Origin of the sequence: Cryobacterium sp. Y50 (assembly GCF_002929805.1) — a bacterium.
Taxonomy (GTDB): Bacteria; Actinomycetota; Actinomycetes; order Actinomycetales; family Microbacteriaceae; genus Cryobacterium.
In genome coordinates this window covers 1-20,984 of sequence record NZ_PJJM01000085.1, presented here as the reverse complement: position 1 = coordinate 20,984, position 20,984 = coordinate 1, and the positions used below count along the sequence as shown (strand labels likewise).

At 59.7% G+C, this 20,984-nt stretch carries 25 protein-coding genes and 1 pseudogene; 4 read left to right on the top strand and 22 right to left on the bottom strand.

What is annotated here, in order from left to right; all coding sequences use genetic code 11:
- The first annotated feature begins 57 nt into the window (after nt 1-57).
- Nucleotides 58-1,257 carry a hypothetical protein gene (locus CXY73_RS22285; RefSeq protein WP_199185310.1) on the top strand — a complete coding sequence of 400 codons (1,200 nt, stop codon included), beginning with the start codon at nt 58-60 and terminating at the stop codon, nt 1,255-1,257.
- A gap of 160 nt (nt 1,258-1,417) precedes the next feature.
- On the opposite strand, the gene CXY73_RS08170 is transcribed toward CXY73_RS22285, so the two are convergent.
- Nucleotides 1,418-1,978 carry a TetR/AcrR family transcriptional regulator gene (locus CXY73_RS08170; RefSeq protein ID WP_104177418.1) on the bottom strand — a complete coding sequence of 187 codons (561 nt, stop codon included), beginning with the start codon at nt 1,976-1,978 and terminating at the stop codon, nt 1,418-1,420.
- A gap of 71 nt (nt 1,979-2,049) precedes the next feature.
- On the opposite strand from CXY73_RS08170, the gene CXY73_RS08165 reads away from it, so the two are divergent.
- The 3 genes from CXY73_RS08165 (at nt 2,050) to CXY73_RS08155 (ending at nt 3,207) form a co-directional block, all read left to right on the top strand.
- Nucleotides 2,050-2,406, top strand: coding sequence for a DsrE family protein (locus CXY73_RS08165; protein WP_104136987.1), 357 nt, complete (start codon nt 2,050-2,052; stop codon nt 2,404-2,406).
- 34 nt (nt 2,407-2,440) lie between these two features.
- Entirely contained in the window at nt 2,441-2,734 is a 294-nt protein-coding gene (locus CXY73_RS08160) for a putative quinol monooxygenase (protein ID WP_104136990.1), read from the top strand.
- A gap of 143 nt (nt 2,735-2,877) precedes the next feature.
- Nucleotides 2,878-3,207, top strand: coding sequence for a DUF427 domain-containing protein (locus CXY73_RS08155; protein WP_104177417.1), 330 nt, complete (start codon nt 2,878-2,880; stop codon nt 3,205-3,207).
- A gap of 100 nt (nt 3,208-3,307) precedes the next feature.
- Here CXY73_RS08155 and CXY73_RS21935 read toward each other — a convergent pair whose 3' ends face one another.
- The 21 genes and pseudogenes from CXY73_RS21935 to CXY73_RS08050 form a co-directional block, all read right to left on the bottom strand.
- Entirely contained in the window at nt 3,308-3,910 is a 603-nt protein-coding gene (locus tag CXY73_RS21935; RefSeq protein ID WP_199184325.1) for a DUF1684 domain-containing protein, read from the bottom strand.
- Between the two features lie 61 nt (nt 3,911-3,971).
- Nucleotides 3,972-4,637: pseudogene (locus tag CXY73_RS08145) on the bottom strand (flavodoxin family protein).
- 50 nt (nt 4,638-4,687) lie between these two features.
- Entirely contained in the window at nt 4,688-5,329 is a 642-nt protein-coding gene (locus CXY73_RS08140; RefSeq protein ID WP_233198211.1) for an isochorismatase family protein, read from the bottom strand.
- A gap of 598 nt (nt 5,330-5,927) precedes the next feature.
- Nucleotides 5,928-6,527, bottom strand: a complete 600-nt coding sequence (locus CXY73_RS08135) for a TetR/AcrR family transcriptional regulator (protein WP_158253114.1) — start codon at nt 6,525-6,527, stop codon at nt 5,928-5,930.
- Nucleotides 6,528-6,645: 118 nt separating this feature from the next.
- A complete protein-coding gene (locus CXY73_RS08130; RefSeq protein WP_104136999.1) occupies nt 6,646-7,422 on the bottom strand; it encodes an enoyl-CoA hydratase-related protein in 777 nt (258 codons plus the stop codon).
- Complete coding sequence (locus CXY73_RS08125) at nt 7,419-8,294, bottom strand: acyl-CoA thioesterase II (protein ID WP_158253115.1); 876 nt, start codon at nt 8,292-8,294, stop codon at nt 7,419-7,421. The genes CXY73_RS08130 and CXY73_RS08125 overlap by 4 nt, the downstream gene beginning before the upstream one ends.
- Nucleotides 8,295-8,305: 11 nt before the next feature.
- Nucleotides 8,306-9,049 carry a 3-oxoacyl-ACP reductase FabG gene (gene fabG / locus CXY73_RS08120; RefSeq protein ID WP_104177415.1) on the bottom strand — a complete coding sequence of 248 codons (744 nt, stop codon included), beginning with the start codon at nt 9,047-9,049 and terminating at the stop codon, nt 8,306-8,308.
- Nucleotides 9,050-9,107: 58 nt separating this feature from the next.
- Entirely contained in the window at nt 9,108-9,560 is a 453-nt protein-coding gene (locus tag CXY73_RS08115; protein WP_104137007.1) for a MaoC family dehydratase, read from the bottom strand.
- Nucleotide 9,561: 1 nt separating this feature from the next.
- The gene (locus CXY73_RS23215; protein ID WP_104177414.1) at nt 9,562-10,413 is read right to left on the bottom strand and encodes a class I adenylate-forming enzyme family protein; all 852 of its coding nucleotides are present in this window, start codon (nt 10,411-10,413) and stop codon (nt 9,562-9,564) included.
- Nucleotides 10,410-11,018, bottom strand: a complete 609-nt coding sequence (locus CXY73_RS23210) for a class I adenylate-forming enzyme family protein (RefSeq protein WP_158254071.1) — start codon at nt 11,016-11,018, stop codon at nt 10,410-10,412. Before CXY73_RS23210 ends, CXY73_RS23215 begins: the two co-directional genes overlap by 4 nt.
- The gene (locus tag CXY73_RS08100) at nt 11,015-11,944 is read right to left on the bottom strand and encodes an enoyl-CoA hydratase-related protein (RefSeq protein WP_158254070.1); all 930 of its coding nucleotides are present in this window, start codon (nt 11,942-11,944) and stop codon (nt 11,015-11,017) included. The genes CXY73_RS23210 and CXY73_RS08100 overlap by 4 nt, the downstream gene beginning before the upstream one ends.
- On the bottom strand, nt 11,829-12,611 hold the full coding sequence (locus CXY73_RS08095; protein WP_104177411.1) for an enoyl-CoA hydratase/isomerase family protein: 783 nt from the start codon (nt 12,609-12,611) through the stop codon (nt 11,829-11,831). The genes CXY73_RS08100 and CXY73_RS08095 overlap by 116 nt, the downstream gene beginning before the upstream one ends.
- Nucleotides 12,608-13,441: an acyl-CoA dehydrogenase family protein gene (locus tag CXY73_RS08090; RefSeq protein ID WP_104177410.1), complete on the bottom strand. Its 834-nt coding sequence runs from the start codon at nt 13,439-13,441 to the stop codon at nt 12,608-12,610. The genes CXY73_RS08095 and CXY73_RS08090 overlap by 4 nt, the downstream gene beginning before the upstream one ends.
- A gap of 2 nt (nt 13,442-13,443) precedes the next feature.
- A complete protein-coding gene (locus tag CXY73_RS08085) occupies nt 13,444-14,568 on the bottom strand; it encodes an acyl-CoA dehydrogenase family protein (protein WP_104177409.1) in 1,125 nt (374 codons plus the stop codon).
- Between the two features lie 56 nt (nt 14,569-14,624).
- Nucleotides 14,625-15,215, bottom strand: coding sequence for a TetR/AcrR family transcriptional regulator (locus CXY73_RS08080; protein WP_104137025.1), 591 nt, complete (start codon nt 15,213-15,215; stop codon nt 14,625-14,627).
- Between the two features lie 8 nt (nt 15,216-15,223).
- A complete protein-coding gene (locus CXY73_RS08075) occupies nt 15,224-15,940 on the bottom strand; it encodes an ABC transporter ATP-binding protein (protein WP_104177408.1) in 717 nt (238 codons plus the stop codon).
- Nucleotides 15,937-16,695: an ABC transporter ATP-binding protein gene (locus tag CXY73_RS08070; RefSeq protein ID WP_104177407.1), complete on the bottom strand. Its 759-nt coding sequence runs from the start codon at nt 16,693-16,695 to the stop codon at nt 15,937-15,939. The genes CXY73_RS08075 and CXY73_RS08070 overlap by 4 nt, the downstream gene beginning before the upstream one ends.
- On the bottom strand, nt 16,692-17,570 hold the full coding sequence (locus CXY73_RS08065) for a branched-chain amino acid ABC transporter permease (RefSeq protein ID WP_233198223.1): 879 nt from the start codon (nt 17,568-17,570) through the stop codon (nt 16,692-16,694). The genes CXY73_RS08070 and CXY73_RS08065 overlap by 4 nt, the downstream gene beginning before the upstream one ends.
- 143 nt (nt 17,571-17,713) lie before the next feature.
- A complete protein-coding gene (locus CXY73_RS08060) occupies nt 17,714-18,595 on the bottom strand; it encodes a branched-chain amino acid ABC transporter permease (RefSeq protein ID WP_158254068.1) in 882 nt (293 codons plus the stop codon).
- Between the two features lie 2 nt (nt 18,596-18,597).
- Entirely contained in the window at nt 18,598-19,824 is a 1,227-nt protein-coding gene (locus tag CXY73_RS08055) for an ABC transporter substrate-binding protein (RefSeq protein WP_104177404.1), read from the bottom strand.
- A 33-nt stretch (nt 19,825-19,857) separates the two neighbouring features.
- Nucleotides 19,858-20,790 carry a cyclase family protein gene (locus CXY73_RS08050; protein ID WP_104137048.1) on the bottom strand — a complete coding sequence of 311 codons (933 nt, stop codon included), beginning with the start codon at nt 20,788-20,790 and terminating at the stop codon, nt 19,858-19,860.
- Between the last annotated feature and the right edge of the window lie 194 nt (nt 20,791-20,984).

Sequence of the window (20,984 nt, the reverse complement as noted above, 5' to 3'; positions counted from 1 at the left end):
GCCGATCAGGGGTAGCAGCTTCCGCAGGCCGATGTTCTCGATCGGGTCGAGCACCGAGTGCTGCACGCAGGCCGGCACCAGCCGGTCATCGCCCGGGTGGCTCATCGCGTACATGCAGGCGCCGAGGCGTTCCTGCGTTTCGATGGTTTTCGCATCCGTTCCGGTGATGCCGCTCTGCATCAGCTCCCAGGCCGGCGCCACGTCGGACGCGTCCATGAAGCTGTGCACCACGAAGGTCTTGAAGCCGAGCCTCTTGGCCCGGGCAGCCCGCAGAATGCCGCGGACACCGCCGGCCCGGCCGATTACCCGCCACAGCAGCCCCACCAACGGAGGAACGTCGCCGGGGTGGACGGCGAGGGCGCGGATGATCTTGACGGTGAGGATGCGCACGGGTACGTCGCCGAAGATCATGCCGCCGAAGTGGTCGAGGAAACGGTCCCGGGCGGCGAGGTCCTTGGGCTCAGCGGGGTCGAGCAGCGGCGCGAACACGCCCCCGGCCCGCAGGCCGACCGTGGTTCGATTGCAGCGCGGGTCACCGAATTGAGTGGCCTGCCAAGGCAACTTCTGCCCGGCCCCCTCCTCGATGCGCTCCCAGACCGTGTCGACGGTGACGTCGTCAAAGTCTTCCTTCCAGCGACGGTCATCCCCAATGAACGCCGCTGGCTGGAACGACATCATGTCGTAGGGCATCTCCAGCACATCGCGGGTGACCGAGCTAACCTGGTCCACGTTGGACGGTGTGACCGTCATGTTGCGCGCAAGGTAGGAGCTCACCCCGTGGTCTCGTTTGAGATCGATGAACATCCGGGCGAATTTTTCGCGGAATGGATTCAGCTCCACCTCCGTACGCGGCCGCACCGCGCCGCGTCGGCCACGCATCAGAGAATCGAAGTGCGCGGCGAACGAGACCTTCGTGAATCGGGCATTGCCTTGCTCGTCCAGCACGACGTCGAGCAGGTACTGGTAGTCGAAATCTCCGTGGGTCATCGACATCGGTTCCCGGCCGTTCCCGCGCATGGCCAGCAGTGCCGCCGCATGGTCGGCCGCGGGCAGCAGGCTGACCTCGTCGCCGATGAGCTGTGCGTGCGCGCGGGGGCCGCGGATACGACGGAGGTACTCCATCTGCTCGGTGACCCGGGCGACGGTGTGGTTGCCGTCGATGCGCACCTTGTTGGCATCCGCTGCGTGGTAACACGGCGAGCAGGTCGGGTCGCATTTGAGGAAGACTCCGTGGGTACCCTCACAGCCGATCGCTGATCGGCCAAGGAGTTGGTTGGGCGTCTTCGCGTGCTCGGGCAGTTCCTTCCAGCGTTTGTCGAGCGCTACCCGGGAGAGAGGGTAAACCGGGCGGGTATCCAGTTCGAACGCCCGCAGCGCAGTTGTAATCTTCATTGATTCTCTTCCTCGTGTGCGTCTTCTATACGAATTCTTGTGCCATGGTGCTGGCTTGGCGCACCAGGCCAGCGTCGCGGCCCACCTTCGCCGCCGTAATGGCCGCGTCGTAGAGCAAAAAGAGGCGAGACGCCAGGGTGGAGGTCGGGTCCTTTCCGGCAAAGGCAGCGAGGTGGCCGCGAACGACCTCACGGTAGCGTTCCGCTACCCGGCGCACATTGACGCATTCAGGAAGCTCGATCACCGCGTTGGTGAACAGGCAGCCGTGAAAGGTGTGAGCTTCGACCGAGAGCGCCAGCGCTGCCAACAGGGCAGCTACCCGCTCCTGGCGCGCGCTGAACGGATCATCGAGGGAGCGCGAGTGCTGCACCCAGCCATCGAGTTCCTGTTCCAGATAAGCCACGACGAGCGCTTCCTTGCTCGCGAAATTGTTGTACAGGCTGGCCTTCGCTACACCCGCATCGCGAACGACGAGGTCGATTCCCGTCGCGTTGATGCCGCGTTCGTGGAACAGGCGACTCGCGGACGCCAGCAGACGCTCCCTGGCACTGGGCTCCGGCGCCAGGGTTTGGGTCGTGGATTCCATGATTGGACAATACCAGACAGATCGGTATAGTAAGCAGTGGTCAGATCGGTCTACCTAGGAGGTACATGTTTATGTCTGAACTCAAAATTGCCGTCGTCATCTACGAGCCCATCGGCTCCGACACCTCACGCGTCTACCGCGGTCTCAAGACCGCCCTCGAATTCAAGCAGGCCGGCGACGAAGTCGTCGTGGTCTTCGACGGCTCCGGCGTCGAATCCCTGGCCGCCATCTCGGACCCCAAACACAAGATGAACCCCCTCGCCGTCGCGCTTCAGGACAACATCCTGGGTGCCTGCGGTTTCTGCGTCACCTCCCACGGCGTCTCCGACTCGATCAAGACCGGTGGATGGCCGCTGCTCACGGACTACAAGGGCGAAGCGAGCACACGCAGCCTGGTCGTTCAGGGCTACCAGATCCTGAGCTTCTAAACGGCACACCAAACCCCACCTGATCGGAGCACCCATGGCACTCACCGTCCTTCTCGACCTTCACCTGAAAGCAGAGGCCCCCACCAATGCACCGGATATGCTGAGAGACATCCTCACCGGCACCCGAGCATTTGACGGATGCCTGGGTGTCGACGTCCTGGTCGATGCCGAAGATCCCTCTCACCTGATTCTGCTGGAACGGTGGGCCTCTGCCGAAGCCGACGCGGCATACCGTGCCTGGCGCGCCGGCGCGGGTGCGACCGAACTCGGCTCACTCCTCGCCAGCGCCCCCCAGGTCTCGCAGTTCGAGATCGCCAGCGACATCTAAATCAGACCATACGGCGCAGAGCTGAGGGCAGAACCTCGGTTCTGCGCCGTTGTGTGTCCCAGATTACGTTACCGCGCCTGCAGCTCGCCTACGGTTGGTGCAGCTGCGGGTCCAGCCCGCACCCTACGAGCAGGGAGCAGCCCATGTACCAAGCAGTCTGGAATAACGTCGTGCTGGCGGAGTCGGAGGAGACCGTCCGGGTTGAGGGCAATCACTACTTCCCGCCGGAATCGTTGAACTCCGCGTACTTCGCCGATGCATCCCTGACATCCCAGTGCCCGTGGAAAGGTACCGCGAAGTATTACACGCTGTCGGTCGACGGGCCGAAGAACGCCAATGCCGCCTGGTACTACCCCCACCCGACGCCGGCGGCCGAGAACATTCGCGGCCACGTCGCGTTCGGGAACGGCGTGCGGGTCGTGCAGGTGCAAGCAGACGGCGCTCCCCGGGAGAATCCGTTCGTAGCTCTGTGACACCGGATCATGAACCGAACATGACGCAGCGACCGACCCAGCAAGCGGATGCTCCGCAACCGGGAGCACTGGGCGCCGCAGGCGGAACCCGTGCTCACTCTCACACCACCCGACGCGCGTCGCTCGAGGCGGTCGCGGTATCGGCGAAGACGATCAATATGCTCGGGCCGTCCTCGAACGCCACGAGACGATGCTCCTCACCGTGGCGGGTGAAGCTGACCTCTCCCGGCACGGTCTTCTCCCGAGTCTTCCCGCGCTCCTCGAGGTGAGCGATGCTGACCTCTTCCATGCCGACGCGCGGAGTGAAGTTCGCCTCCACGACCCAGGTCGGGTCATAAGGGAAGACCTCGATGGCGCCGAAGTCACGGATACCCTCCGAGTCGGCATCCCAGACCCGCAGGGCATATTCGCCCTCCTCGCTCGCGATGACGGTTCCCGTCACGGTGTCGCTGAAACGGAGGCGGGACGGGCTCACGGAGTCCATGCCGGTCACGACCGCGTCGCCGTCGACGAGTTCACCATCGACGACGATCCCGTCTGCGGCGGACGCCGTGACCCGCAACCCTGACAACCCGGCCGCGTTCTCCATCATCTGGTAGAGGTTGGGCCCTACCTCGTTGATCGCGACGCGGTCGACCTCCCGCATCTGCTCGGTCGTGATTGCGGGGACCAGGAGTCCTGTAGTGGTGCGGAATTCAGTCACAGCCGACATCCGTCCCTTCATTGCACCATCCGTCAGTGAGGCGTCAAGTGTGTGATCAGCGCTATTCCGGGTTGGCGTCGAAGCCGAAACGTTCTCCGTCGTTCCAGGCCTGCCGGAGATTTCCGTTGGCGGGGATGCCTCCCGCGTCCTTGAGCATTCGGGCCGTGTGCAGCAGGTTCCAGGTCATGAACGTGGTATTGCGGTTGGTGAAGTCGTTTTCGGGTCCGCCTGATCCGGGATCGAGGTAGCTCGGCCCCGGTCCAACCCCACCGATCCAGCCATCGTCAGCGGCCAGGGGGGATGCTGTAGCCAATGTGCTGGAGGCTGTAGAGGATGGACATGGCCGCGTGCTTGACGCCATCCTCATTGTCCGTGAGGAGTGCGCCGGCGGCCATCCCGTAATAGACACGTATTGACCCTTCTCGTTGAAGAGCCCGCTCATGGCGTAGAGGCGCTCGATGAGCTGCCGAGTGATCGACGAATTATCGCCGAGCCAGAGCGGTCCGTCGATGACGAGAATGTCAGCGGCATCAACGAGTGGCCACACCTCGTCGGGCCAGGTGTCGTCGATCTACCCGTGTTCACGCATGTCCGGGTACACGCCGGTGACGATGTCGTGGTCGATGAATCGGACGGTGTCCACGGCCACGCCCTGGGACCGCATGAGCGCGATGCTCTTGTCCATCAGCCCCTGGGTGTGGCTGAGGTCCGGGCTCCTCTTCAGCATGCAGTTAATGAAGAGCGCTCTCAGATCGCCGTAGGCGGAGATTTCGCCACTCACAGTTCTCCCAAGGACGCGGAGGACCCGAGCATGCTCACGGCCTCTTCGGTCGAAAGCACCATCCCAGCGATGTAGTTGAAGTTCGTCAGGGCCGCCGCATACCCGTCGCCGAGTTCAGGGTGCTGCGCAGCGGCGGTCGCGTCGGCAACGACGGCCACGTCAAATCCCTGTTCCAGAAGTTCACGCAGGTGGCTCTCGACGCACAAGTTCGCCGACATACCGGCGAGCAAAACCTTGCTGATTCCGCGTTTTCGCAGTTGGAGCACCAAGTCGTTCTGCTCCGGCCCGTAGACCTTGTGCGGGCTGCACACGACCGTCTTTCCGTCATCAAGGAAAGGCTTGAAGCGTTCCAGCCAGTCAGCACCCGAGCCCACGAACCCGTCCAGGTCCAAAGGACCGGGCCGATCGAACATGCCGATTTCGTGCATCATCTTTTCTAAGGTTCCACCGAATTCCCATAAATGATCGTGAGGGAAATAGTAGTGGGGCGAGACGAACACTTGATAGCCGGACGTTTTGGCGCTCACGAGCAACTGCTCTATGTGCTCAACGGTCTTGTTTTTCTTGACGCTCTCCCCGACCAGTTCCCAAGTGACACCATCGGGGCTGAGAAAATCGTTCTGCGGATCCGTCAGCACGAGTGCTGTGGTGGACGTAGCGAAAAGCATGGTGCCTCCTAATTACGGTTCACCGGTGTGCGGCCACACACCGGTAGCCTCAAAGCGTACGCGCAGCGATTTGGCGAAGTCAGTAATTCAGAACACACAACGTCGAAGTCAGGGCCCCGCAACCGTTCGATGAGGCCCGCATCACCGACGTCTTGACTTTGTGCAGACAGTCGTCGACTCGAAAGGTCACGGGATCGACTACGGACGGGGCCACCGCCGCCACTCCCTAGGAAAGTCGTTCGTGAGGAACTGGGGAGATGTAGTGCGAGATCACAAACCATCAAGCGCTACTCGCCAGGTATCTCACATGACGACCCATGCGTCGATACGGTGGTCCGGTTCGAGTCTGGCGCCACTCTTCGAGGGGCAGAATCCCGCGGAATTCCGCGGATGTCATGCACGATAGTGCACGCGCTGTACGAAGATATACCGGTAGATTCTGGTCACATTGCGGGGTTTCTGGTTACGGGAAAAATCCCCACGGTGCATGCTTAGGCGGTCTAAAGCGATACGTGCATTTGCAGGGGATCAAACGCCGATTGCGGACGTGCTGGACGATGTAACTCGATCAGGCGCTGATGGCGCTCCGAGTCAGGGCCACCAGCGTCTCTGAAATTTGTACGGCGTCCGGGCCTGGTGATGATCGATTGGGCCAGAAACGAACGTTATTGACCGTGCCCATCACGAACCGAGCGATTAGTCGCACGTCTTGATCCGCGCGGATTTGACCATCGTCCTGTCCCTTTTGAATGAGATTTTGGATGTGAATTTCGAACTCTCGGCCCAGTTGGTTAGCCCGCTCGAGTCGTTTGCCCGTCAGGTGGCGTCGGTCCGTGAAGAATATATTGGCCCGTTGGACGTTTGCGAGGTACCACAGGCTGGATTCGCGCAGATATTCCAGTAGCTCGTCGAGAGGCGATAGCCCTTGCTGTGAAATACGTTTGTCGATGGCCAAGACTTGCTCATGCGATTCGTTCAGGATGCGCATGAGGAGTTCTTCTTTAGAGCTGAAGTAGTGATACAGGCTGCCCTTCAGAATGCCCAAACGGGTGGCGATCTCTTGCATCGACGTTCCTGCATATCCACGTTCGGACATGACCTCAATCACGATCGCCATGATTTCTGCGTCGCGGGCGTATCGCTCACCTTTATGGTCAAACTTTGTCACTTCAGCACTCATCTGTTTTTTTGGCGTAGCGGGTTCGCGATAACGTCGCGGTCCACCGAGACTAGACGCTGCACGCTGCGCAGAACAAGTTGCTGATGACGCTTGCCCGCAGACCTCCTCAGCGCCCTCTAAATACGGGAGGCCTGCCCTGGACGAATGCATTTATCCCCTCCTGAGCATCCCAAGTTTCAAATACGACGGCTGCTTCTGCATCGGCTAGAGCAATGGCATTTGCATGAGTCGGTGTCAAGATCCGTGCCGCCCTCGCCAAACGCTTTGTCGCCCGAACGGCGAGCGGCCCGTTGCCGGCAATACGCTCCGCCATCGCGAATGCAGCGGTCAGTACATTGCCGGCTGTGACAACGGAGTGCACCAGTCCTCGGGAGTGCATCTCGCTGGCATCGGCCAGGCGACCGGTGAGGAGTAGCTCCATTGCAACCTTTTCCGGCAGTTGTTGCGCCAATCGGTACACTCCACCGCCAGCTGCGAAGAGCCCCCGCGATACCTCAGGCAGCCCGAACCGAGCAGTGGAGGAGGCGAGGACGACATCGCACGCGAGTGCAATCTCGAATCCTCCCCCGACGGCATCACCGTTGACGGCCGCGACGAGCGGCTTCTCCATAGTGCGCGATGTCAGACCCGCAAATCCCCATTCCGGATGGCGCGTAGCCGCAATGGATTCGCCCGCACCGACCGCCTTCATGTCGAGCCCCGCGCAGAATGCACGCCCGGCACCTGTGATGATGCCCACACGCAGGTCACTTGATTCCTCGAGATACTGCAGCGCGCCACCCAATTCTCGGGCTACGTCCGAGTTGACGGCGTTCAGAACCTGTGGGCGATTGAGCGTCATGACGAGTAGGCTGCCGCGGCGTTCAGTGAGGACTACAGTCATTTTGCTGCCCGCGTCGTCTCGAGTCGAATCAGACCCTCCTGTGCGACGGATGCAAGCAATTTCCCGCCGCGATCGTAGATTCTTCCCGTGACGAGACCGCGCTCTCCGCCTGCCCACGGACTTGACTGGATGTAGAGCAGCCAGTCTTCCATGTTCCCGTGCGCATGCCACCACACGGCATGGTCGAGACTGGCAATAGACAGGCCCGGGGTCGCGAAGGTAAGTCCATGACCGTAGACGATGGACTCCAGGACCGTGAAATCGGTGGACAGCGCGAGTACTGCCGGAACGAGGCTGTGCGAATGCGCACCCATTTGCGTTCGCGATCGGATCCAGACGGCTTGCCCGGGCGGGCTCCCCTGTGCTGTGGGGTACAACGCCGGAGGGATTCGCCGGATTTCTACCGCGGATCGATGCCCGGGATGCGGAGAGTCGGTCGGCACGTCAAGCAGTCGCTTATCCGGTGGCAGCGAGTCCGGGTCGGGGTAGCCGCCGCGGTCGACTTGATGGGTGAGTCCGGCGTGGGCCTCGTGAAACGACATGGTCGCGGTTAGGAGCACTCGATCATCCTGAAACGCACGAACCGACCGCACTGAGAACGACCGCCCGTCCCTGACGCTGTCAACCTCATAGGTCACTGGGCGGGAGGCATCGCCCTTGCGGAGAAAGTAGGCGTGAAGCGAATGAGCGTGCCGCTCGGAATACAGTGTTGTCGTTGCCGTCGCTGCAGTTACAGCCTGCCCGATGAGTTGGCCGCCGAAGATGCGCCCAAACGGACCGGAGACAAGATCTCCAACGAACCGATCTCCCCCCTCCACCCTGGCAACTCGAACCATCTCATACAGATTCACGACGGCCGCAGTGTCAGTCACCATTGACCCCATCAGATGTTACGCCCACCAGCGATTTCGATCGAGATCCCGGTCAGGTAACTCGACATGTCGCTGGCGAGAAACAGCGCGACCTGCGCAACTTCTTCAGGGGTGCCGAATCGTCCCAAAGGGACGTCCGCCAGGCGTGCGCTCCTCACCTCGTCAGTCAGCTTCTGCGTCATCGCGGTCTCGATGATGCCGGGCTGCAGAGCATTGACACGCACGCCGGCGAAACCCACCTCTTTCGCGGCAGCCTTGGTCAGCCCAATAATCCCCGCCTTCGCCGCACTGTAATTCGTTTGACCGGGGTTGCCGACTTTTCCCGAGATCGACGACATGTTGATGATCGACCCACCGGTTCCCTGCTCTCGCATAACGGATGCTGCCGCCCGCGTGCCGAGCCACGTCCCCTTCAAGTGCACATCGATCACGAGAGAAAAGTCGTCCAGGCTCATCTTGCGCATCGTCAGGTCACGGGTGATGCCCGCGTTGTTCACCATGATGTCGACGCTTCCAAAAGCTGACGTCGCTGCGGCAAGCAGCCGGTCCATGTGTACTTCGGATACGACGTTGCATTCCACACCCAGGGTTCGCTCATCGCCGCCGAGTCGCGCGGCGGCGGCGGCAGCAGCGGCACCGTCGATGTCGCCGAGCACGACGTTGGCCCCCTCGGCGAGGAAAGCGTGTGCGATCGCATATCCGAGCCCTTGCGCTGCCCCTGTGATTACCGCGGTTCGACCATCAAGAAGTGGCATCCTTGTACTTCCTTTCATTTCTGCCTGTGCGTGCGACGGGTACGAGCAAATTCGGGGCTCAGCTGATCAGGAGTGACACCGTGTCGGCGACGCATCCCGGTGCCGAAGAGCCTTCGATCTCGACGGTATTGCGCACAATGACGCGGAGTCCTTCGGGCGTGAGTTCCACCGAAGTGAGTGCAGCGCGCGCGCGAATACGAGATCCTGCGCGGACCGGTGCGGGGAACCGCACGCGTTCTAGTCCGTAGTTCACCTTCATCGTAAAACCCGCGAACACGTAGGCATCGCTGACCAACAGCGGAATCAGCGACAGAGTCAAATATCCATGGGCGATTGTGCTGCCGTAGGGTCCTGTAAGTGCCCGTGCAGCATCGACATGGATCCACTGGTGGTCATGGGTCACTGCCGCGAAGGCATCGATCTCCGATTGGTAGATGTCGTGCCATGACCCCAGGCCCAATTCTTCTCCGAGAGCGGCTTCGATTTCAGAGACTCCCGTAAGCTGCCGCACGCTAGTTGTGTATTCCTGCTGCGACTATCTCACGTAGGTCGAGCTTGCGAATCTTGCCCGTGGGTGTCTTCGGCATCACTTCCACGATGTGGAGGGCGGCCGGGATTTTGAACGCGGCCGTTTGGGGGCGCATCCACTCGATGAGGTCCTGCGAGTGTGGAGAGTGGCCGTTGCGCAGCACAACAAATGCCACCGGGACTTCGCCGAGGTCCGCCTCTGGGGCACCGACCACAGCGACCTCCAGGACGGCCTCGTGAGACGACAGAAGACGCTCGATTTCTCCCGGATAGATGTTCTGCCCGCCGCGAATGATCAGTTCGCGCTTGCGATCGACGATTCTCAGGCGGTCGCCATCGAACGCTCCGATGTCACCGGTGTGTAGCCATCCGTCCACGACAGGACGTTCTTCCGTGGTTCCGACGTAGGCGGAGAACACGGATTCACCACCAATCAAAATCTCACCTCGCCCGTCCAGTTGGTCGGAAGGGGCGAGTCTCACCGAAACACCCGGCACTATCCGCCCAGCCGAGAGGAAGTCTCCATTGTTGGAGTGTTTTGTGCCGACCCGATTCTGCGAGGCGATGGCCGTGCCCTCGGTAAGGCCGTAACCGAAGAAGACGAATGCCTGGGGAAAAACTTCCCACGCATCGAAGGCGATCTGCGCGGGACTGGCCGCAGCACCGATTCCAACCGTGATCGGGCGGTCATACACGACACCCTCTTTGTAGAGACGCGTGAGCATTGTCGGTACTAGTGGCAGAAAGGTGGGCTGTGAGTCAGCGAAGGCGCGGCGCATATTTTCCGGAGAGAAGCGTCGTAAGAGGCGCACCGTCGCCCCGGTCATGGCCATCATGTTGACCCTTGGTTGAGGGCGTACGTGTTGAAGATTGGAAGGGTCAGAAGTATGACGTCGTGGTTGCCGACTCCGACCCACCGGTACGTTGGGTCGTAGTTGGCGATCAGGTTTCGAATGGTCAGTTGCACGCCCTTGGGCCGTCCGGTTGATCCCGACGTCTGCAGTAGCAGTGCCGGTTCGTCAATGTCGAGCGTTGCCATGTCCGGAACGTTCGCGCTGAGATGGAGATTGTGGAATTCTCCGTCGATAACGTAACTGCTTGCCGCGGCGGCGCTCACCTCAATGGGCGTGTCACTGACCAGCACCGTTATTCCGAGATGGGTGATCGAGTCGAGGACTTCGTTCTGGTGCATAGCTCGATTCAGGGGAACGACCACTCCTCCCAAATAAAACGTTGCGTACTGGTAGATGACAAAATTGGGGGTGCTGTCGATGTACAGGCCGACACGCGTTCCCGTGGAAATCTGGTTGACGAGCGCCGCCGCGGCGCTCAGTATGGCATCACGGAGTTCGGCGAAAGTGTAGGAGTTGTCATCCGTGATGATGGCTGGCTTGTCGCCCTGGGAAAATGCCCAGTCGAAGAGAGGAATGGCCCGATTCATGATGGGTCCTGGTTGAACCAGCCAATGGCACCTTTCAGACCAAGTTCTTTCACTTTGTCGGTCATCACGTGCGTCGCCGGGGAGGTGTGAGCGATTGCATCCCATTCAGCGCCCATCAGAACTGATTCTCGAAATCCTTGCTGGTCGAGAAAGCGGTTCAATGCGAGTTTTTTGAGGCGCAACAAGTCGAGCGGCATCTTTGCAATCTTTGCCGCCAGTGCGTCGGCCTTTTCGAGTGCAGTGCCGGCTGGCACGGCGTGATTGGCCCAGCCCAGGGCTGCAGCTTCTGATCCCGTCAGGCTGCTACCGGCAATGAACGAGAGCTCTTTGGCCTTTTTCGGGCCGATGAGCCACGCTGTGGTCGGGCTCAACAGTCCCCCTCCGAGTGGGATGGCCGGCCAACCGAGCGTGGCATCCTCGCTGACCACCGTGATGTCTGTGCACACGGCGAGCATCGTGGCTCCGCCCATGCAATATCCCTCGATAGCTGAGATAACCGGTTTCGGAATATCCCATACCACCAGCCACCGTTCGATGTTACGACGTAGCGATGCCCAGTCGGCGTAAGGGCTGAGCCCAGCTGCGGCTTCGGAGTACCCGTTACCCGGGTCAGCATCAAAGCCAACACTGAAGTTGTTTCCAGCGCCGGAGACCACGATCACCGACACTGCATTGTCTGCCCCGAGAGCTGCGATCGTTGCCGAAAATTCTTCAAGCAGCTGATCATTCATGGCGTTCAGCTTTTTCGGCCGATCGAGCATCACGTGTGCGATACGTCCGTCGACTGTTGTTGTCACTAGTTGTGTCACGTCATTCGCCTTTGAATTCGATTGTGTCGAGGTCGCCTTTGTTGAGAAAGACGTCCACGGCGCTTTTGTGGTCGGTAGTGGCCGCGAGCACGGCTTGTGCCAGCGACTCTCGGTCAAGGGCATCGGCGAGCGTGCCCTCGTGCGCACGCTTTGCAAGCAGCTTGGTGAGCCCCAGCGCAATCGGGGCCTTGCGTGCCAATGCGCTGCAGTAACTGACGGCTTCGTCGTCGAAGTTGCCGCTGAGCACCTCGGCCACGAAGCCGAGTTCAACGCCATCACTGGCCGAGAACCGGAGACCGGTCATCAGGGCCGCCTTGGCGCGATGCGGCCCAATTGCCTGGCCGAGCAGATATGTTCCGCCCATATCGGGGGCGAGACCCATCCGCACAAATGATTGCTGGAACCAAGTCGTGGGAGCCGCCAGGATAATGTCTGAGACGAGCGCAAGGTTGAATCCTGCTCCGGATGCGAGTCCGTTTACTGCGGCCACAACGGGCTTTTGGAGATGAGCAATTCCCTCGGTGATTTGTCTGCCGAATGTGAGCACATCGTTTGTCTCGGTAGGGCTTCGCGTGCCCATTCCGCGCACGTCACCGCCAGCGCAGAAGGCGCGTCCTGTTCCAGTAATCAGCACGACGCGTGTTGTGCGATCCACGGCCGCTGCACGGAGGGCATCTACCATTTGGCCCTTCACCTCATCATCGAGGGCGTTAAGCGTGTCGGCTCCATTCAGCCGGAGACGGAGGACGCCCGCGGCAGGGCGATCGACGTCGAGTGTCGTCACTGGTCTTCACCGAGAACGGACCGCAACTCGATGATCTGATTGAGGTAGTGATGCAGTCCCACTTCCCAGGTGAAGCCCACACCACCGTGCACCTGAATTCCGAGTTCGATGGAAGTTCGGGCGAGGGCGAATCCTTGGCGCGCCCAAGCTGCCGAACGCTCGGGTTCGTGGGCCGCGGCGATGGCTGCAGTCCAGGCCTGCTCGCGGGCGATGTGTGCGTTGGCGAGGTGGTGCCTCACAGCTTGGAATCCCTTAATCGGTTGCCCAAACTGTTCCCGAGTGGTGGACCAGGCGATGGATGCGTCGAGGACGGCGTCGGCGCATCCCACCGCGACGGCCAGAAAAGCGGCGCGGAGCTCGCTGAGGTATTCATCAGACAATGCCATCGTGCCGACCGGCAGTAGGGCGATGGGCGAGACGAGGGAGAAGGCTTCGACAGCGGTTGGCGATGACGCGATAATGCCACCGTTTCCGTCTACGACAATGACACCTTCGGAATAGTACGGGGCGACGACCTGAGCGCCGCGGCGCAATGCGAGGACGATGCCAGACTCAAGCTGGCCCTCGTCGAGTTTAAACCATCGGCCAGCCAACAGGGTTGAAACGATCGGGGTCGAATATGGGAACCGACCCGACACGCGAGCAACTTCGAGAATGTCGCGCAATTCCACTTTATTCTCGGGATCGCTAGAGATGGATCCCCAGCCGCCATCAGAGAGAATCGACCAGAGGTGTGCATTGGGTTCGGCGGGTGATCCTCGCCCACTGTCCAGGATTTCACGGACGCTTGAAGCGGCCATGGTGCCAATTTCTTGAACTATTGTCGACATGGTTACCTCGATACTTTCAGAACACGGTCGGTGATGATGTTGCGTTGAATCTCGTTGGTTCCGGAGTAGATCGACATTGCCTTTGAGGCGAGATAGTGGTGGCGCCAGTAGTCTCGGTGTTCCGGGCATCCGCTGTCCACGCCCAATCGCGTCGAGTCTTGGATGAGTTCGCTCCATTGCACTTTAAGAATCGATCCCGCGGTGAACCAATCGAGCTCTGCGGCCTTCTCCTCAGTAGTCCGGAGAATTTGCCATCGCAGCAACTCGCACCGGTCACGAAGCCGGGGGGCGTCAAGTCCCTCATGACGAGCGCAGCAGCGGTTCAGCAGGTCAATTTGGGCCGTCGCCTCTACGAGCCGCGTCGCGGCCTCCGTTGTACCCCGTTCATTGCTCAGCACGGTCATGGCTATGCCCCACCCCTCGTGTTCGGGGCCAACGAGATCTTCATCGGCCACGAACACGTCGGTAAAGAACACCTCACTGAATTCTTCCTCCCCGCTGATCTGGCGGATTGGGCGCACATCAACGCCATCCTGCTCCATGTCTAGGAGGAGAAAGCTGAGGTTGTGGTGGCGTCCTAGCTCGGTCGAGCTCCTGGCGAGCATCAGACAGCGCTTCGCGTATTGGGCAAAGCTGGTCCAAGTCTTCTGACCATTAACCAGGTAGCCGCCGTCGACTTTTCGAGCCGTTGTGCGCACCGAAGCCAGGTCAGATCCTGCACCAGGTTCGGAAAAGCCTTGGCACCAGATTTCGCTGGCGTCGAGAATGCGCGGTAAATATTTGACTTTTTGTGCTTCGGTACCGGCAACGATAATCGTGGGGCCCGCGAGCACCCGCCCGATCCTCCCGAATCCATCGGGGGCATTCGCTCGAGAGGATTCTTCGTAGTAGATGAGCTCTTCAATTGGACCGAAGCCGCGTCCGCCGTATTCGGCGGGCCAGGCCAGTCCGGCATATCCCCCCTCGTGGAGGGCCGCGTCCCACTCACGCTGAGCTTGCTGCACTTCATCCGGGGTGAGAGCGGCCCGGTCGGTGCGCCATTTCGTTGGCAGGGCTTCGTGAACCCAAGTACTGACGTCCTCTCGAAATTTCGCTGCGGCCGGGTCGTCGAATCGTGTGATAGTCATGCGCTGTCGTGCTCCTTAGATTCTGGATACAAGGCTGGGGTAGGTGACTGGCTGCGCTAGGCGGTCAGCACCGGCGGGGTGCGCGACACCATCTGTACGGCAAGTGCGCCATAGAGTTCGCCGACCTCAGTGGCACCGAGGCGGCCGTCTGCGCGCCACCAGTTGGTCACGGAGTCGCCCATGCCGAGGATCGCATAGGTGGTTGGAGTGACATCCAATTCACGAAACTCCCCAGAGGCAATTCCTTCTCGGAGGATGTCTTTGAAGACGTGTTCGTATGCTTTGAGCATCAGGAGCAGGGAGGTGCGCGTATCACTGTCGAAATGAACGAGGCTGTCGCGAAAGAAGACAACGACACTCCTTGAGCTCAGGTAATGCAGGACGTGTGCCTGCATTGCCGCTTTCAGCCGTGCAGGTGGTGTTGGTGCCGCCGAAGCAACCGCGGCGACAACTGAACTGTGCAGTTCCGCAGTTCCGGCTCGCACGAGCTTTTCAACGAGTGCCTGCTTCGACGATGTGTAGTTGTAGATGCTTTGCACCTCGATCCCGACGTTTTTTGCAATCTGTCGTAGGGTCATCGCCGTGTAGCCCCACTCATTGAAAAGGACTCGGGCCGATTCGAAGATGCGGCTTTCTGTGTCGTTCATAGGAGTACTCACAACTTTTCTCCAACGGAAAGGTGTCTGTCGATAAGGTCGGGTCTACCGATGAGTTCATCAGACGTTCCGTTCCAAACCGCCTGGCCGGTTTCCAGTATGTAAACGCGGTCGGCGAGTTCAGTTACAAAGCAAAAGTTTTGCTCAGTAATCAGAACGCCCAAGTCGAACAAGTCGGGCAGCCGGGCTATCGACGCTTGCAATTGTTCGACGATCAGCGGGGCGAGCCCTTCTGTGGGTTCATCGAGCAGGAGAAAATCGGGTGCACCCATCAGTGCCCGGGCAATAGTGACGGCCTGTTGTTCACCACCGCTGAGTTCAAACCCGCGGCGTTTAAGCAACGTCTCGACGAGTGGAATATTTGCCAGAACACGGTCGAGCTGATCCTTCGACGCCCGTTTGGATTTGGCCAGATCGAGGTTTTCGGCCACGCTGAGCGCCGCGACGATTCGGCGGTTGTCCGGGACCCACGCGACCCCACTTCGCGCGACCTTAAAGGTCGATGCTTTGCGGATGGATTTTCCTCCCGCCGTTACCTCGCCGGTCGAACTCAGCTCGGTGCTGTTGATGATCGCCTTCAATAGAGTGGTCTTACCTGCTCCATTTCTGCCGAGAAGACCAACAGTCTCGCCCTTTCGAAGGGTGATCGATACGTCTGTCAGTGCCACGGCGAGTCCGTACGACGCTGAAAGAGAGGTCACGACCAGCTCAGTCATTGTTTGTCCCCTTCGTAGGAATTGCCTAGGTAGATTTCGCGCGTCAGAGGGTCATCTCGAATAGCCGATGGGTTCCCTTCGAGAGCGACGCGCCCGTTAGCCATGAGCACGACCCGATCGGCCAAGGCAAAGACAACCTCCATATCGTGCGCGGTGATGATAATCGTCAGGTCGGGTCGAGACTCCCGGAGTCCTTTGAGTAGGCGGATGGTTCGTGGAATATCTTCTGCCCCCATACCTGCTGTTGGTTCGTCAAGCAGTAGAACGGCCGGATTTTGTGTGAGCGCCATGGCAATTTCAAGGCTCTTGCGGTCCCCGTGCGAGAGCGTGTTGGACGGCTGGTGGCGAAGCTCGTCCAGGCCGACCGCCCTTAGAGCTGTGCGAATACCCTCGTCGGAGCGAGGCGTGCGCGACACCGGATTTCGATATTTGGATTGATGGGCATCACGGGCGATCACCAAGTTTTGCTCTACGGTCTTTGCGAGAAAGTATCGCGCAACTGGAAATGTCCGTGCGACGCCAAGGTGGGATAGTCTTTGCGCTCCCGCCCGGGTGGCGTCTTTCCCGAAGAGCGATATTGACCCCTTGGTTGCTCGGTGTTCTCCCGCCATCACACCAAAGAGCGTGGTCTTACCCGCACCGTTGGGACCGATAATGGCCACGGTTTGACCTGCAGCGATCGACAGCGACACGTCTTGCACGACGGGAGGACCGCCGTAGTTCTTATGAACGTTATGCAACTCAAGAACGTTCATTGTCTACTCCGTGATCTCATCAGGAGGTCGCGCAGTCGCGCGAAGACTCCAAGCACGCCACTGGGAAACAGCATCACAACAGCGAGCAAAATGATGCCGAGTACGAGGGTTCCGTGTGTGGAATTGCCGAATACTAGCGCGTTTATGAATTGAAAAAGGATGGCACCCAATGCCGGTCCCCAGAAACCCATCATTCCCCCGAGCAACGCCATGATGATGATCTGGCCGCTGAAAGTGAACGACAGGGTGCTGGGTGTGACGATGGATCCCTGTTGGGCGAATAGCCCGCCGGCTAGTCCTGCCACTCCGCCAGCCAGTGCGAAGGCCGCGAGCCGGAGCGACTTCACGGGGATTCCGATGGCTGCGGCTTTGACCGCGTCGTCACGAATAGCGTTGAGGCTTTCCCCGAATGGTGACAGGTGAATGCGGCGAAGTACACCCATGACGATCGCGACGACGATGATTGAATACCACCAGAACGAGACGGGAGGCGTGAGGTCGATGCCGAAGACGTCACCGCGTGGGATACTGTAAATTCCGTTGTCGCCTTGCAAAACCGGTACACGGAAGGTGAGAAGATAGGCGATCTGGCCAACGATCATCGTAAGCATGGCGAATTCCACCTTGGCGAGGCGCTGCCCGATCAAGCCGATCAGCACAGCCGCGATCACCGCGATCAAGGCAGACATCCCGAGGAATGCGAGTGGTCCCCAAGCCTGTTCCTTTAGGAGTGCCGTGGCGTAGGCTCCGATCCCGAAAAAGGCCGCGTGACCGAAGGTATATATGCCGGTCCAGCCAAACAACACGCCGAGGCTTGTAGCGAGCAGTGCGTAGATCACGGCGATACCCAGCACGTACTGCATGTTTGGTGGCATCACGAAATATGCCGCAGTTGTCACTAATAGGAAGATGAGCGGCTCGTAGATAGGCCGAAGATCGAACCGCGAACGCGACGACGCCGTTACGAAAGGCGGACCTGCGTTGATGGGGGGCGCTGGATTGCGCACGGATACACTCATCAGGCCCTCCCCAACTTGGCGCTGCCGAGAAGTCCACGAGGCCGCACCAGCAGAATGACGGCCACCAGGATGTAGAACGTGAATCCGGTTAGGTAGGTAGCGTAGGCGACCGCGAAAGCCTCGGAGACACCAACTAGGAGTGCCGCCACGAGGGAACCGGTCACCGATCCAAGACCGCCAATTATGACGATGGCGAAGCTTTGCAAAATAAACGCATGCCCGAGACTGGGCGAAACGGAGACATTCGGCGCGATCAACGCGCCGGCGAGCCCGGCCAGGGCGGAACCCAGGCCAAACACGAGCAGCATGACTCGTTTGGTGTTGAGCCCCACAGCCTCACCCATCACCTGGTCCTGAGCGATCGCCCGAACTGACCGCCCGAAGGTGCTCTTATTGATGAGTAGGAAAAGCCCGATCGCGACTACCGCACCGACAAAGACCAGCAAGATGTCGTAAAGCGGAATTGTCGTGCCCAGGATCTGTGTACTGCCCGACAAAATTTCGGGCTTGTTGATCGCGCGAGATGAATTGCCCCAGATCCCCTCTGCCGCCCCCTCCACAATCAATAGGATCGCGAAGGTGGCGAGCAACATAGTGATGTGATCTCGTCGATACAGATGGCGCACCACTGTGGTTTCCGTCAACATTCCCACTGCAGCGACGACGGCCGCTCCCGCGAGGACGGCAATGATGAACGTGGGTACCGTAGGTACCGTGGACCCGATGATTGTGGTTACCAACAGTGCACCGACGACGAAAAAAGAGCCGTGAGCGAAGTTGAGTACTCCAATAACTCCATAGATCAGAGTTAGCCCACTCGCCACAAGAAAGAGCGGTACTCCATAGGCGACGCCGCTGATTAGCGTCGATAACAGAGTCAAGTTCAGTCCTCGTCTCGAGGGACGACAACCGTTTCCAGCACCTTGACGCCTTCCTCCGCGGAGGTGTCACCAACGGTGTTGGTTATGACAACGGGAGGGTTCGCCTGGTGGGTCGTTGCGTCCATGGTCAGCTCTCCGCCGGGAGTATTGAACTTCAGCCCGGCGAGGGCTTCGAGAATTGCGGCGGTGTCAGTTGTTCCAGCCTTTTCAATCGCTGCTTTCATCGCAAGAACGCCGACGTATGCGTCGTAGCTCCAGTCAACAGGCATTTTGCCGGTCTTCGCCTTGAAATCGTCGACAAACTGAGTGTTCTCGTCATTATCAAAGGCTGCGTAGTTGTAGTCGTAGGAGTTCCACACATTCGGCGCCAGGCCGTTTAGCGTGCGTGCAATTGGGTAATAGCCCCCGGGGTTCACGATGACGGCGAACTTCGAGGAGAGGTCGTAGGAGGCTGCCTGTTGCAGGAAGCTGCCCGTGCCCGAGCTGAATGTGCCGAGGTAGAGCGCGCTTTTCTCCGGGTCAGTTGCGCCATTAACAAGTTGCTGTACCTGCAGTCCGAAGTTTTGCTCGCCGATGGGAACGAATGTCTCGCTCTGCACATTTAGGTCCACGCCGTCGTCCTGAAGGTCACCCTGGAACAGCGACCACTGAGTTGTGCCGGTGACGTAGTCATATCCGAAGGCCGAGTAGTCAGTCGCTTCAGGAAATTTCTCGGCAATGGTTTGCGCGAGTGGACCGATCAGCGCTGAGTCATTGTTCGACGTGCGAAAAAAGTTTGGATATGGCGCGGCTTCTCCGTTTTGCCCGGTGAGCCCATCGTTCGTGCACCCCGTCCCGACGAGTGCGACATCCATGCTGGCGAGCTGCGGTGCCAGCGCGAGACAACCAGCGCTGGAGAGCATGCCGACGATGAGGTTCACGCCGCTGTTGGAGAGATTGCGAACCGCTGCCGTCGATGTCTCCGGGGTCGTCTGCTCGTCCGCGTTGGCAAGCTTCACCTGTCGACCGAGGATTCCGCCAGCGGCATTTATCTGTTCGATGGCCACCTCGGCGCCGGCGACCTGGTTTTCACCGATTTCGGCGAGCGGACCGGTTTGCGGCCCGACCACGCCGATCGAGATCGGCTCGGTACTTTCGCTTCCGGCGGGGGTCTGAGAGCAAGCCGCCAGAACGCCAACCGTGCTGAAGACAAGTGCCAGTGCAGCCGTACGTTGTGCAAAATTCTTCATTGAATTTTCCTTCGCTTGGTGATGGTGAACCGGTTAGAAAATCGCGAGCGCGTTTCCAGGTGAACCGGCGGCACCGTGGAGGTTGAGTGGTGCTGCCGTGAAAAGAAAATTGAACCGTTGCGCCTGTGCGCACTCGACGGAGAGTGCTTCGAGATCGAACAACTCCGCAATTGGGATTCCGAGTAGCGGCAGAAGTCTCCGGTGAAGTGATCCGATCGCGGGATCGCCGGGAACCGGCTCTACGGCGGGCAGATCCGTCACGACGGCCGCAACATGCCAGTTCCAGAGAAGTCGCGCCGTAGCTTCGCCGGCGTGAAGCCCGGGAATCTGCGTTACAGGAACTGCACCCGGTCCCCGGCGCGAGTACTTTGCGGGCCAGCCTGTTCGGATGACCAAGATGTCACCCTGCTTAATCCGAACGCCTTGCGCAGCAACGACCTCTTGCAGCAGGGACGCATCGATAATGAATTGCTCGTCGACCGGAATCTCCGACGCACCCGCGGCAATCAGATAGGCCTCAACGTCGAGGAGAACGCCACGGCCAACGATGCCGCGTTCCGCCCAGGTATCTATGCCGAGCCATGTTTCGGCTGGGTCCTCCTGCGCTTCGACTCCCCCGAAATATCCAAATTCGCGAGCACGTACGTGATAAAAGCCGTCCCACTGACTGGATCCTTGTGGGAAATAGTTGTCGACGCGGTCGTCTCGGGTGTTGCGATCGGCGTCGAACTGCACGTGGTTCATCGGCTCTCGTCCGAAGAGAGGGGGGTTCGGTTGATCTGCCGGCAGACTGAGCGGCACCACAACGCCCGAGACTACCGCGTGCGCGGCATTCGCAACGATTTCTGGGGTGAGAAAGTTCAGGGTACCGAACTGATCACCGGGCCCAAAAAACGCCCACGAATGCGGCAAACCCAATTTTGGGATGAGCGGCAGCTCGTCATATTGAGGAACGACTTTATTCATGTTCACGATCCACAGTATTGACTGACAACCGTTCGTTAGTCAATACTGGGGACAGAAATAGTTGGTTGTTCAAAGTGGACGGGACTCCATCACCTCTCGTCAGTCACGTCTTACCCCGTTACCTTGTTTGTAACCTCGGATGGTGTGAGTATCTGAGGGAGTTGGCCTGTCGGGTCCGGCATGATTGTTGCCCC